The following is a 12,571-nucleotide window of genomic DNA, read 5'->3' as shown; positions in this document are numbered from 1 at the left end:
CGTTGCTGCTGGCGCGGTTGCTCAACTTAAACGACGTCCAGGAGGGCGCGCTCAATATTGCCTTCAAGATCGCCGACGATCAGGGCCTGCCGCTCCTTGATTTCAAGGACTTGCGGGCGATTCTCGATGCAATTGCGCCGTTCGCGACCAAGAAGGAAGCCGAAGAAGGAACCGGCAACGCGCAGCTCGACGAAATCAAGCGCGCGGTTTCAAGCTACGGCAATGTCACCAGGCAGACCATCGGCACCATTCAGCGCGCGCTGCTGGTGCTGCAGAACCAGGGGGGCGAAAAATTCTTCGGCGAGCCCGCGCTCGACTTGCGCGACTTCATGAAGACCGATCGCGACGGCCGCGGCTATGTGAACATCCTCGCCGCCGACAAGCTGATGGGCAATCCGCGGCTTTATGCCACCTTCCTGCTGTGGCTGCTCTCCGAATTGTTCGAGGAACTGCCCGAGGTCGGCGATCCCGACAAGCCGAAGCTCGTGTTTTTCTTCGACGAGGCGCATCTTCTGTTCGACGAGGCGCCGAAGGCCTTGCTCGACAAGATCGAGCAGGTGGTGCGGCTCGTCCGCTCCAAGGGCGTCGGCGTCTATTTCGTCACGCAGAACCCGCTCGACGTTCCCGACAAGGTGCTGGCGCAGCTCGGCAACCGGGTGCAGCATGCATTGCGCGCCTTCACCCCGCGCGATCAGAAGGCGGTGCAGACCGCCGCGACCACGTTCCGTCCGAACCCCAAGCTTGACACCGCGCGGGTCATCATGGAGCTCGGCAAGGGTGAGGCGCTGGTCTCGTTCCTGGAAGAGAAGGGCACGCCCTCGATGGTCGAGCGCTGCATGATCCGCCCGCCGGCCGGCCGCATGGGCCCGATCACCCCGGAGGAACGCGCCGCGATCATGGCGCGCAGTCCGGTGAAGGGAAAATACGACACCGAAATCGATTCCGAATCCGCCCATGAAATGCTGAGCAAGCGGGTCGAGCGGGAAGCGGCGCCGGCCGAACAAAGTTCCGGCGGCATCGGCGACTGGATCGGCTCGATCTTCGGCACCAACAGGAAGCGCGGCGAGACCCTGACCACCAGCCAGCAGGTCGCCCGCAGCGTCGCGCGAACGGTCACGACGACTGTCGTCGGCGGAGTAGCGGCCGCGATCGGCAAGCAGATCGGCGGCCGGACCGGCGCATCGGTCGGCCGCTCCATCGTGCGCGGCACGTTGGGCGGAATATTAAGACGGTAGCCGCGGCACCGGCTTTCAACCATGATCATGCCCGGCCTTGTGCCGGTCATCCACGTCTTTACTTTACGCGGCCAAGAGGTGGATGGCCGGGACAAGCCCGGCCATGACGAAAACCGAGACGGTTAGCATGACCCCCAGCGAAGCCCTGCCCAAAGTCCTCGACCGCATCGACGCCGATCTCGATGCCTCGCTTGCGCGCCTGTTCGATTTCCTGCGCATCCAGTCGATCTCGACCGACCCGGCCTATGCCGATCAATGCAGGAGCGCGGCAGAGTTCGTGGCGGAGGATCTCGGCACGCTCGGACTGAAAGCTGAGGTGCGGCCGACCTCCGGCCATCCGGTGGTGATCGCAAAACCCGAGACGCAGAACGGCGGCCCGCGCGTTCTGTTCTACGGCCATTACGACGTGCAGCCGGTGGACCCGCTGGAATTGTGGACCACGCCGCCTTTCGATCCGCGCGTCGAAGACCTCGGTAATGGCCGCAAGATCATCGTGGCGCGCGGCGCCTGCGACGACAAGGGGCAGCTCATGACCTTCGTCGAGGCCTGCCGCGCCTGGAAAGCCGTGACCGGTTCGCTGCCGCTCGACATCACCATGATGATCGAAGGCGAGGAGGAATGCGGATCGAAATCGCTGTTCCCGTTCGTCAAAGACCATGCCGATGAGTTCAAACTGGACATGGCGCTCGTGTGCGACACTGCGATGTGGAACAGGACCACGCCATCCGTGACGACCTCGCTGCGCGGGCTCGTCTACGAGGACGTGACCGTGACGGCGGCGGACCGCGATCTGCATTCGGGTCTGTTCGGCGGCGCTGCGGCGAATCCCATTCATGTTCTTGCAACGGCGCTGGCGGCGCTGCATGACGACAACGGCCGCATCACCATTCCGGGCTTCTATGACGGCGTGCCGGAGCTGCCCGCCGACATCAGGGCCGACCTGAAGGCACTCAACCTTACGGCGGAGGAATTCCTCGGCCAGATCGGCCTGAAGTTTCCGGTCGGCGAGAAGGACCGCATGCTGATCGAGATGATCTCGACGCGGCCGGCCTGCGACGTCAACGGCATCGTTGGCGGCTATACGGGCGAGGGCGCCAAGACCGTGATTCCCTCGCAGGCCAAGGCGAAGGTGTCGTTCCGTCTGGTCGGCGATCAGGATCCGGAAAAGGTGCGCGATGCCTTCCGCGCTTTCATTCGCGCGCGCGTGCCGGCCGATTGCAAGGTCGCGTTCGAAAACCACGGCTGCGCGCCGGCCCTGCAACTGCCGTTCGACAGCCCGGCGCTGGCGAAGGCGCGGCATGCGTTGCAGGAGGAATGGGGCCACAAGGCGGTGACGGTCGGCGCCGGCGGCTCGATCCCGATCGTCGGCGATTTCAAGCGCGTGCTCGGCATGGATTCGATCATGGTCGGCTTTGCGCTCGACGACGACCGGGTGCATTCGCCGAACGAGAAATACGATCTGACCTCGTTCCACAAGGGCACGCGCAGCTGGGCACGGATTCTGGCGGCGCTGGCGGAATGATAAGATCCCCACGGTTGCCCTGCGGGAAGCGGTTTGCCAAAGTGGCCGCTCCAATCACAAATGTCATGGAGATCGCGTGGTGAGAATCGTCAAGCTAGCGGTCGTCATTTTCGCATTGCTGTTGCCTGCGGCGCTCGCGTTCTCGCCGGTCCGTGCCGATATCGTGGTGCTCAAAGACCCCGATTCATGGATGAAGCAGACCATCGACAATATCCGCGACCAGAAATTTGACGAGGTGTCGCGCAACTTTTTCCGCCTGATCGACAAGCCGTTGAGCGAGCCCTTTGCCGCGTCGCTGCGTTCTCTCGGCGCCGGCGGCACGCCGGTGTTCATTGAAAAAGCCGCCGACGTAAAGTTCGGCGACGTGCTGCGTCAGGTTACCTGGGTGGCGCTCTACGGCCAGACCAACTACGTCTATTTTTCATTTGTCATCAAGAAGAACCGCGACGGTTACGCCGTCACCAATTTCAAGTTCAAGACCGAGCCCGCGGCGCTGTTCCCGGAGGGCTATTACACACCGCAATAGGGTCGCTGGGCGCGCCGACCATGACAGTTTTCGACGGGGTGCCCGCGCCTTTCCCCTTCGATGCCGACCTCTCGGACCGGCCGGCGCATTTCGTGCTGCGGGGCGACCCGGCTGAGCGTTACATCGTCGGTCTCCTCACACTGTTCTGGTTGGCGCTCGGCGCGGCCGTCACGGTCGCCGCCGCGATGCTGCTTGCGGCGTCACTCGGGCTTCAGACCTACGTCGTGCCAATCGTGGCCATTCTGCTCACGGTCTTTCTTGCCGCACTCGCGTGGTGGCTCTGGCCGCAGCTGAATGCGGCCTTCCGCACTGTCTCGGTCACGATCGATGACGTGGTAGCGGTGAGGGAGCGCGATCTGGTCAGCGACAGATCATGGTCGCAGCCGCTCGCAGCTTTCGAGGGCGTGGCGCAGATCAATCGCGGCACCCGTCTGATCGGCAACACCAAGACGCCGCTCCTTGCCATCGTGTTGAAACATCCCGATCAGGCGCGTTCGATCCCGCTGGCCATCGCGAAATCCGGCGGCGTTGGTCGCCGCACGGTGGCGCAAAAAGCAAGGCAACTCGGCATCGCCGCCCTCGAAGGAATTGGCGACGAAAGCGGCGTCTCCCTTTCACCCGATGCTGTCGTGGTCAATCGCTGGCAGGCGATGAAGGTAAGGCTGGTTTATTGGGGCTTTGTCGCCGCCACGCTGATTTTCGCAGGCGGTACACTCTACCAGCATGTCTACACCACGATCGATCCAGCTTGGCCGATAGCCGCCATGGCGCTTGCCGGCGTTGCCGTGGCGATGCATTTCTATGTCCGGCGTTATGTTATCGGCATGAAGGAGCGAGATGGCGAGATTGCGGTCTGCACCGCCTCGCTCCTGTTTCGCTGGCATCGCTTCCCGCGCAGCCGCATTCGCTCGCTCGATTATCGGGCGGGCCGCCTGGTCACGCCGCGCCATTCGGTCAATGCTCCATGGGTGACCATGCGGGTCGAGGGTTACGGGGGCGGGTTCATCATCGACATGCAGTCGGACTTTGTGAACATGCAAAAGCTCGAGACGCTCGGCCTGCGTACGCGCGGATAGATGCGCGCTTTGCATTGCAGCGGTCATCGTCGGCCTGGTGCGGAGATCCGGTGCATCGTCGCTGCCTGGTTACCCGACGACCGCCAGCAGAGTCGGCGAGCCCGGCCCGCAACTCAATCGTCATAGCCACACGCAAGACAGCTGGTCCCCGCGATCTGCGGAGACCAGCCGTTCTGGCCAGTGATGTGGCCCTTCACAAGGGGGTTGTTGTGAAAGGGCCTGCGGCCGCGCGGGTCGGCCGGTATCGCTTTGGTTACGGCCAGAAGCTTCGCTGCACGCGCACAGCGGCGGACCACACGCCCTGATCTTCCAGGACGTAGTTGCCGGCCGCGAGACCGTTATTGGACGCGGTCAGAGTGCCCACCGCGCCCTTGAAGGCGGTGTCCACCTGCGTGTAGGCGATTTCAGCACCGATATCGAGATTGCGTACCGGCGTCCACATGGTGCGCGAGGAGACGCGCCACGACGAAAAATCCGGATCGCATTTCGAGGTATCGTTGATGGTGATACTGGTGCCGATGCAGCGCTGGCCGAGATTGGCGATCAGCGTCTTGGCCGCATCGCTGTATTGCACGCTCATATAGCCGAACGTCCAGGCGGTACGCAGGCTCGGCGTCCAGTAATGCTCGAACGCGACCGTGCCGCCCCAGGTCTCGGTCAGCTCAAGCGCGCTGACGCCGTTGCCGGCGAGACCGACGCCGCCATACACCGCGTCATTGAAGGCGCCGAGCGCGATTCCGCCGCTCATGTGCAGGCCGTTGTTTGAGTTGGCGAACGCCACGTAGCTGGATGCGCCCTTGGCATAAGCGATCTGCCCGGAGAGCGTGTCCTTGGAATCCCAGGGCATCTTCAACGTCAGGCCGGCACCGACCGCCCAGCCCCACTTCTCATCCGGATGGCCGCACATCGTGGTGCGGTTGCCGCCGCCGTTGCAGTTGGGCGTGTTGTCATTGAAATAGTAGGTCGCGGCGTTCTGGTGCAGGGCGCCCATGATCTGGGCCGAACCCCACGCCTGATCGACGCGGATATTGCCGACGATATCCGGCACGGTGACGCCGCGTGCGCTGCTGGTATTGGAGGATGCGAACGGGGCCGCGCCGAGAACGCCTGCGGTGTTGCCTGCTGCCGCAGCATTGCCGAGATTGACGATACCTTTGTTATGGCCCGCGGAGTCTTCCAGCGACAGCGATGCCGACAGGCCGTTGCCGAGCTGCCACGTATAGGCGAGAAGGTTCATGCCGGTCGAGGTCGTGCCGGCATCGAAGGTGTTGGTCATGAAGCCGTATGACGAAATGCTCAGCAGGGTGAAGAAGGTTTCGGCGCGGCCGATGGTGAAGCCGGCGAACTGGATAAAGGCGCGCTCCATCGCCACCGACACGCTGGGAGGCGTGTTTTCGTTGATGCCGTTGCGGACGTTGAAGCCGAAGGCGAAATACGCCCGCAGCGTGCCATATTCGGTCTGCGTTCGCACATCGCCGGTCAGCCGGAACCGTGATTGCTGCGCAAAGGTATTGGCCGTGCGGGTGAACGCCCCGGTCGCGTTGTTGTTCGGGTAGGAACCCTGCGGCGCGTTGTGATACGCTTCGTAGCGGACATAGCCGCCGATCTTGATGCAGGTGTCGGTGCCCGGGATATAGTAATAGCCGGTACCGTACAGGCTGCAGATTTTCACATACTCAACCGCCTTGGCCTTCACCGGCAGATCGGCCGAGTGAGCCGTCCCGGTGACCAGCAGAGCCGCCGCCGAAGCAGCGAGCATCGTTTTCAGCACGTTCATTTTCAGTTACGCCCCTTCCAAGAGTTCAGGCTTCATTCGGCATTGTTGTTTTGCCGCTTCGTGCATGGACGCCCCGCATCACGATTGGATGACACGAGGGTGAACTTGGAGAAGCGAGCGTCCGATGTCGTTCGATAATCACCATCGTATCGGTGTGAGAAGGATGAGAGCGATGCAGGTTGTGCCGTCCTCTCTCTAACGTTCGCTCCGATGCAGATTTGAGATTCCGGCTGTTTGTGACGCCGCGCGTTCGTGTGTGCGGAAACACCAAGGAGACGCCAGCCATGAGAGCATTCTCATTGCATCGGCAGCGGCGATGACCATCGGCGTCGCGGTGCCTGCGCATGCCTTCACGTTGCCCGGTGGCGGCGGCCTGAGCGGAAGTGGCGAGGCGGTGACGATCGTCGACGACGTGCAGGTCATGGTCTATCGCGGCCCGCAATATTGCTTCTATTTCAACGCCTGGAACGGTCCCGGCTGGTATCGCTGGCGCCGGGATTTTTCGGTCCGCGCCCGGTTCAGCGGTGGCCAACTGTCAGGCGATTACGATCTCAGGGCACGCAGACCTCTCCAATGTCAGCCGCGCCTAACCAGAGGGTGCAGGGGCTTTGCCGGGGAGGGAACCCCGATCTTGCCGCAGGGAACCGCCGGCGTGGCATCGGGCCTGGCTTGGGCGCTCGCTGCAACGCATGCGCGCAGCCGCCGCGCCATCTTCGCAGACCGCATGCCGGAAGCGCCATGGTTCGTGCTATGTCCCGCTTCGCCAGCCGGGAATCCTGTCATGACGCCAACCACCATCGACGCCAGCCTGCCGCGCACGTCCGATGTCCGGGTGATCGGGCTGGTCGGCGCCGCGCATTTCGTCAGCCACATCTATATTCTGGTTCTGCCGCCGGTCTTCCCCTTCGTGCGGGCGGAATTCGGGGTCAGCTACACTGAACTCGGCCTCGTTATCGCGGTGTTCAACATCATCTCGGCGCTGCTGCAGACGCCGGCGGGCTTTCTGGTCGACCGCACCTCGGCGCGCTCCATGCTGGTTGCCGGTCTCTTGCTCGGCGCCGCGTCGCTGCTCTTCGCTGCCGCGGCGCCGGTGTTCCTGCTGCTCGGACTGGCTTTCGCGTTTCTCGGTCTCGCCAATACGGTCTATCACCCCGCCGATTATGCGCTGCTGTCGAACCGGGTCTCGCCCGGGCGGGTCGGGCAAGCCTTCTCGATCCATATTTTCGCGGGCTTTGCCGGAACCGCGGTAACGCCGGCCGCCATGGTGATGCTGGCGAGCGCGTTCGGCTGGCGCGTCGCCTTCGTCGCCGCGGCGTTGCTCGGTATTGCGGTCGCCATCGCGATCATGGCGCTCGGCAGCCCGCTGGCCGGACGCGAATCCGTCCGCGCCAAGGCGATGGATGCCTCCGCGCCAGCGGCGGGCGACTGGCGGGTGCTTGCGACCTGGCCGGTGATGCTCAATCTCGTGTTCTTCATGCTGATCGCCGCGGTCTCGGTCGGCACCCAGAATTACGGCATTGTCGCGCTGCAGGCGCTGTGGGGGACACAGCTGTCGCTCGCGACCACGGCGATCACGGTGTATCTGATGCTGAGCGCCGTCGCGGTGCTGGTGGGCGGCTTTCTGGCCTCGCGCACCGACCGCCATGAAACCGTGGCGCTGATCGGCCTTCTGGTCAGCGGCGTGGCGCTGCTGCCGATCGCCTTCATGGATCTGAACGCGACGCTGCTGATTGCGCTGATGGCGCTGTCCGGTTTCTTCAACGGCGTGCTGCAGCCCTCGCGCGACATGATCGTGCGCGCGGTGACCCCGGCCGGCGCGTTCGGGCGGGTGTTCGGCTTCGTCACCACCGGCTTCAACATCGGCGGCGTGCTGGCGCCGCCGGCCTTCGGCTACATGATGGATGTGGGAATGCCGGCCGGTGTGATCGTCGGCACCGCAATCTGTGCGCTTGCCGGCATTCCGGTGGTGCTGCTCAGCGTTGCGCGGACAAGGCGCGGGGCGGGCGCGGCAGAGTGACGGAATCTTAACGTTAATGACGTCTGATGCCGCCTCATCGGGGGCGTTCCCCGGCATGGAGATCGGCAATGCGCAGGGTGCTGGTGGCCGCAATCTTCGTTTTCGGTCTGGGGGCGGCTCCGGCGGTGGCGCAGGATTATCTGCCCGGCCGAAGTGTCGTGACGGGCGCGGCTGTCGGCGCCGGGGTCGGCGCGATCATCGGCGGCCCTTCCGGCGCGGTGATTGGAACCCTCGTCGGCGTTGCGGTCGGCGGCCCGCAGCTTCCGCCGTATCTGCGCTCCGGCCGGCATCAGGAATGCTGGTACGACCGGGCTGGCATGCGTCAGTGCCGCTTTCTCTGACAAGGCGACTCAGTCTTCGTTGAAAAAGCTCGGCAATCTGCCGGGCTTTTTGCGTTGCGACAGTTCTGTGTCACCCGCGTGAAGAAATTGTGGATAAGCGGTGGATACCTACCGCCGCCGCATCTTTCGAATCGCGCGCAGCATAGGATTGCCGGGCGGTGGAGGTTGCGTCCGTCATGCTCAAATACAAATGTCCAAGAAGTGGACGCGTCGTCACGACCAGCATTGAGACCGACACGGTTACGCTGCTGGAAATGCGCAACATGAAATTGTCGGTGTGGTGCCCGCATTGCTGGACCTCGCACCAGATTCGGGCCACCGACGCGTTCCTCGAGCCGATGCAGCAGGCCGCCGAATAGTCTGCCGCGCGGTTTTCTTGCGGGCGCGCGTTTTCACTGTACCGGCGGCAACGTGAACAGGTCGGGAATGTTGCGTCCGCGCAGATCGTAGACGCGGGCATAGACCACGCCCTCGCGCTCGATGCGCACGAGTTCCGGTGCGTTCAATTCGGCGCAATAGAACTCGCCGAGCATCAGTGCAAAGTCGGCGCCCTTGGTGTTCCAGGTGGTCAGGAAATCCTCACCGAGTTCGAGCGCGGCCGGCGGATGCGGGCCGCAGACTGCAATCACCCAGCGGCGGCCTTCCGGCGTGTGGTTGCCCGTTTCATCAAGGATGCCGAGCAATTCGTCGGCGGCTTCCTTGAACGACAAGCCCCAGTAATCGAGCATGTAGCCGCGATCCGCCGCGCGAACGCCGCCAGAACTCGTGTTGAAGAATGTGTATTGATAGGGATGCAGCGTCACCATGTGATAGGCCGGTAAGGAAAGCCCGGCAGCGATTGCAACCGCGCCAGCCGCCGCCGCCGGTCGCGAGTGCCGCGAGAGCCATCGCAGCATTCCGGCTGCAGCCCATCCGCCAAGCACGCAGAGCGGCGGCAGAACAAAGGCGAAGTGCCGGATGCCGTTATACATCGCAGGCCGCGTTGCGATTGCGATCGCCACCGGCACGATGAACGCCATCGCCACCAGCAACAGAGCGGCGCGCCTCCTAATCGGCATGTCGCGGCAGAACTGCGCAGCGAGGGCCCCAATGAGACCTGCGCCGCCGAGCAGGAGCAAAACTTCCGGGAGTTTCAGAGCCAGGTAGGTCGGCAGGTAGCTGTGCGGCATGTCCGGCACGAGGATCGGCCGGCCCGCGAACATTTCACGCCAGGGCTTTTCGAAGAAGTGCGAGAAGTATCCGATGGCGCGGACCGGATTGAGCGGCTCCTGAACGGACCAGGGCCACACCACGGCCATCACCGCATAGGCGAGCAGAAGGCCGGGCGCGAGCCTCATCACGAAGACGCCGAGCGCGCGAGCGGCGGCGCGCCATCCGCCAATGCGAAAATCGTGACTGATCAGCATAGCCATCGCTGGCACCATATAGAGCGCGGTCATGCCGCCCATGATGCGGGTGCCGAGCGCAAGCCCGAGCCCGATCCCGACGATGACGACCGTGACAATACGCGGCCGCGGATAATCCTCGATCGCGCGCACAAGGCCGAACAGCAGCAGCGTCATCGCGACCGCGAACGGCACGTCCTTCGCATTGATGAACATGTGGCCGTAATAGAGCGGCGCCAGAGCCAGCAGGGCGAGCGCGATCAGTCCCGCTGCCGGTCCGCCCAGCCTGCGCGCAAGGCGCCAGACGATGACCATCCCGGCAATGCCGACGGCGGCGCCGACCAGGCGCCGTGTTTCGAACAGGTCATAAGGCAGGACTTTGGCGACGAGCGCCGCCAGCATGTCGAAGCCGCCGCCATACATGTAGAGATTGACGAAGGACAGCGCCCGCTTGTCCGCAAGGCCGGATGCGTAATAGTCGAGCAGCAGCTGGCCGTATTGCGAATGGGTGTAGTCGTCCCATCCGAGGCCGTAATCGGCGAAGGTCCGATAGGCGAGGCCGGCAACGATGCCGAGGAGAAGCCAGGCCATGCCGTCGCAAAGAGGCGTGAGGCGGTCCTGCTCCGGGGCGTTACCGATCCAGGCCAAGGGATGCCTGAACATGGATGCGGCCGCCGTGTGAGGCGGCCGCACCGGATATTGTCGAGGATCGCGCAAGATGTGTTTCGCGCAAAGGTCGAAGGCCTACTTGGCGGCCTTCTCGTACATTTCCGCCACGTAGTCCCAGTTCACCAGATGGTCGACGAAGGCCTTCAGGTAGTCCGGGCGCCGGTTGCGGTAGTCGATGTAATAGGAATGCTCCCACACGTCGCAGCCGAGAATCGGCGCGGCGCCGTGCACCAGCGGGCTTTCGCCATTCGCGGTCTTCATGATGACGATCTTGCCGTCCTTGACCGCGAGCCAGCACCAGCCGGAGCCGAACTGGGTGACGCCCGCCTGGGCGAAGTCTTCCTTCATCTTGGCGACCGAGCCGAGGTCGGACACGATCTGCTTTTCCAGCGCGCCGGGAATCTTGTCGCCACCGCCGCCGGGCTTCATCCATTTCCAGAAATGGATGTGGTTGTAATGCTGACCGGCATTGTTGAAGAGGCCGGCATTCTTGCCGAAGGAGCCCTTGACGATCTCTTCGAGAGACTTGCCCTCCCACTCGGTCCCCTTGAGCAGGTTATTGCCGTTATTGACGTAAGCCAGATGATGCTTGTCGTGGTGATATTCGAGCGTTTCTCGCGACATGTAGGGGGCGAGGGCGTCGTACGAATAAGGCAGATCGGGCAACGAAAATGACATGGGATGGTGCTCGCGGTTACGGGTGACGTTAAAGGCGTCGTGCCGGCGGATCATGCGTCGCCGGCCGGGTCACAGTTAGGCCCTGGGCGATAAGGACGCAACATTATTGCAGCGCGGCACCAAGGCGCGGCACCAAGGCGCGGCAAGCCGGACCGGGCGCTGGAACGAAGAATTTTCCCCGGCGTTTCTCACAGCTGAGGTGGCGCTGGATCAATTGGCGAATTAAGCAGAGAGCGATCAACAATTGCGGCACGCCGAAGGCGCTGCTTGCTTGGAAACAGGAAGGCAGTCACAATTCCTTCAGAATTGTGGCGACGGGGCGAGGACCGGCGGAATGGCTTTTATCTTGATGGTGGTCGGGATGCTGGCGATCGCGCTGGGCGCCATCCTGATCGGGTTCGGCATTCCGATTAATGAGTTCAGTCTCGGCAACACGCTGATCCTGGCCGGTACGGTGACCGCGACTGGCGGTCTTGTTACATTCGCCATCAGCCGGGCCGTTGCCCAGCTGTCCAGGATTGCGGAAATGCTGGCCGCGAGGCCGGTGGCCGCGGCTGCAGCCGCGCCAAGCGCTGGTGCCGCGGCTTCGCCGCCACCGCGGGCGCTGCAGCCGCGGGCGCCTGCCGACGAGTTCGAGCAGCCGGAAAAGCCCGAACCGGTCCGGCCGCCGTCGCGCTCCCCGATTCCGCCCGCAGAAGACATGGCCGCGCCACCGGCCAGCCCGCCGCCAGCGCCCGCCCGCGCCGGATGGCGTCCGCCCCGTCCAGCGGGCCCGGCGGCAACGGTCAGACCGCCCGAGCCGCGCCGTCCCGCGATACCGGACGTTTCCGCGGAAGCGGCCCCGGTGGAAAGGCCCGACAGGCCGACGCCGCCGTTGCGCCGTGAGCCCAAGGTCGAGACTGCGGCGGAGCCGGTCACCGTGCTCAAATCCGGCGTGGTGGATGGGATGGCCTATACGCTCTACACCGACGGCTCGATCGAGGCCGAACTGGCGCAGGGCGTCGTCCGCTTCGGCTCGATCGAGGAACTGCGCAACCACCTCGAAAAGAACGGCTGATCGACGCCGCGACAACCACCGGCATAGCTCGCTTCCGAAACGCTGCGAAAAAGTTATCCCCCTGCGCCTGACGCCGTTGCATTCTATAGGTATTAAGTCCTATAGAGAGGCATCATGCACCGGCAAATAAGCGAAAACCGGCGAACCTGCGAGGCAGCGCATCGGCCCGCAGCATTGCGCCGGCCACCGACGATGGCGGCCAACGATCTGCGCATGACGCCGATCGCCAGCTGCGGCGCCCCCGCACCGCACCTGACCGCCTGCGAACAACGCTTGCTGACGGCGGTC

The 12,571-nt window shown here is 63.8% G+C and carries 11 protein-coding genes; 8 read left to right on the top strand and 3 right to left on the bottom strand.

Annotated elements, in window-relative coordinates; all coding sequences use genetic code 11:
* The 4 genes from ACK41X_RS19805 to ACK41X_RS19790 all read left to right on the top strand — a co-directional run.
* The coding region (locus ACK41X_RS19805) for a helicase HerA-like domain-containing protein (protein ID WP_409726813.1) at positions 1-1,235 on the top strand (1,235 nt) is incomplete at its 5' end.
* A gap of 127 nt (positions 1,236-1,362) precedes the next feature.
* Positions 1,363-2,757, top strand: a complete 1,395-nt coding sequence (locus tag ACK41X_RS19800; protein ID WP_409726811.1) for a M20/M25/M40 family metallo-hydrolase — start codon at positions 1,363-1,365, stop codon at positions 2,755-2,757.
* Between the two features lie 79 nt (positions 2,758-2,836).
* Positions 2,837-3,283: a hypothetical protein gene (locus ACK41X_RS19795; protein WP_409726809.1), complete on the top strand. Its 447-nt coding sequence runs from the start codon at positions 2,837-2,839 to the stop codon at positions 3,281-3,283.
* Positions 3,284-3,303: 20 nt separating this feature from the next.
* On the top strand, positions 3,304-4,359 hold the full coding sequence (locus tag ACK41X_RS19790; RefSeq protein ID WP_409726807.1) for a hypothetical protein: 1,056 nt from the start codon (positions 3,304-3,306) through the stop codon (positions 4,357-4,359).
* 253 nt (positions 4,360-4,612) lie between these two features.
* On the opposite strand, the gene ACK41X_RS19785 is transcribed toward ACK41X_RS19790, so the two are convergent.
* A complete protein-coding gene (locus ACK41X_RS19785; RefSeq protein WP_409726805.1) occupies positions 4,613-6,136 on the bottom strand; it encodes a porin in 1,524 nt (507 codons plus the stop codon).
* Positions 6,137-6,452: 316 nt separating this feature from the next.
* On the opposite strand from ACK41X_RS19785, the gene ACK41X_RS19780 reads away from it, so the two are divergent.
* The 3 genes from ACK41X_RS19780 (at position 6,453) to ACK41X_RS19770 (ending at position 8,853) form a co-directional block, all read left to right on the top strand.
* Complete coding sequence (locus ACK41X_RS19780) at positions 6,453-8,153, top strand: MFS transporter (protein ID WP_409726803.1); 1,701 nt, start codon at positions 6,453-6,455, stop codon at positions 8,151-8,153.
* 68 nt (positions 8,154-8,221) lie between these two features.
* Complete coding sequence (locus ACK41X_RS19775) at positions 8,222-8,494, top strand: hypothetical protein (RefSeq protein ID WP_409726801.1); 273 nt, start codon at positions 8,222-8,224, stop codon at positions 8,492-8,494.
* Positions 8,495-8,670: 176 nt separating this feature from the next.
* Positions 8,671-8,853, top strand: a complete 183-nt coding sequence (locus ACK41X_RS19770; RefSeq protein ID WP_409726799.1) for a hypothetical protein — start codon at positions 8,671-8,673, stop codon at positions 8,851-8,853.
* Positions 8,854-8,886: 33 nt separating this feature from the next.
* Here ACK41X_RS19770 and ACK41X_RS19765 read toward each other — a convergent pair whose 3' ends face one another.
* Together ACK41X_RS19765 and ACK41X_RS19760 are read right to left on the bottom strand one after the other, a co-directional pair.
* Positions 8,887-10,470 (bottom strand): glycosyltransferase family 39 protein, encoded by a 1,584-nt coding sequence (locus ACK41X_RS19765; RefSeq protein WP_409726815.1) that lies wholly within the window; start codon positions 10,468-10,470, stop codon positions 8,887-8,889.
* A 153-nt stretch (positions 10,471-10,623) separates the two neighbouring features.
* The gene (locus tag ACK41X_RS19760) at positions 10,624-11,226 is read right to left on the bottom strand and encodes a superoxide dismutase (RefSeq protein WP_409726797.1); all 603 of its coding nucleotides are present in this window, start codon (positions 11,224-11,226) and stop codon (positions 10,624-10,626) included.
* A gap of 334 nt (positions 11,227-11,560) precedes the next feature.
* On the opposite strand from ACK41X_RS19760, the gene ACK41X_RS19755 reads away from it, so the two are divergent.
* Positions 11,561-12,283, top strand: coding sequence for a hypothetical protein (locus tag ACK41X_RS19755; protein WP_409726795.1), 723 nt, complete (start codon positions 11,561-11,563; stop codon positions 12,281-12,283).
* Positions 12,284-12,571: the final 288 nt, after the last annotated feature.

The sequence above is a fragment of the Pseudorhodoplanes sp. genome, from assembly GCF_046289595.1.
In the GTDB taxonomy this organism is placed as follows: domain Bacteria; phylum Pseudomonadota; class Alphaproteobacteria; order Rhizobiales; family Xanthobacteraceae; genus Pseudorhodoplanes.
The sequence above is the reverse complement of the archived record's forward strand: the minus strand, read 5'-3'. Positions and strand labels throughout refer to the sequence as shown.

Bases quoted from the DNA above. Each gene is read 5' to 3' on its own strand.
- ACK41X_RS19800 (WP_409726811.1), top strand. From the start codon at position 1,363: ATGACCCCCAGCGAAGCCCTGCCCAAAGTCCTCGACCGCATCGACGCC.
- ACK41X_RS19790 (WP_409726807.1), top strand. From the start codon at position 3,304: ATGACAGTTTTCGACGGGGTGCCCGCGCCTTTCCCCTTCGATGCCGAC.
- ACK41X_RS19785 (WP_409726805.1), bottom strand. From the start codon at position 6,136: ATGAACGTGCTGAAAACGATGCTCGCTGCTTCGGCGGCGGCTCTGCTG.
- ACK41X_RS19780 (WP_409726803.1), top strand. From the start codon at position 6,453: ATGACCATCGGCGTCGCGGTGCCTGCGCATGCCTTCACGTTGCCCGGT.
- ACK41X_RS19775 (WP_409726801.1), top strand. From the start codon at position 8,222: ATGCGCAGGGTGCTGGTGGCCGCAATCTTCGTTTTCGGTCTGGGGGCG.
- ACK41X_RS19770 (WP_409726799.1), top strand. From the start codon at position 8,671: ATGCTCAAATACAAATGTCCAAGAAGTGGACGCGTCGTCACGACCAGC.
- ACK41X_RS19765 (WP_409726815.1), bottom strand. From the start codon at position 10,470: ATGGCCTGGCTTCTCCTCGGCATCGTTGCCGGCCTCGCCTATCGGACC.
- ACK41X_RS19760 (WP_409726797.1), bottom strand. From the start codon at position 11,226: ATGTCATTTTCGTTGCCCGATCTGCCTTATTCGTACGACGCCCTCGCC.
- ACK41X_RS19755 (WP_409726795.1), top strand. From the start codon at position 11,561: ATGGCTTTTATCTTGATGGTGGTCGGGATGCTGGCGATCGCGCTGGGC.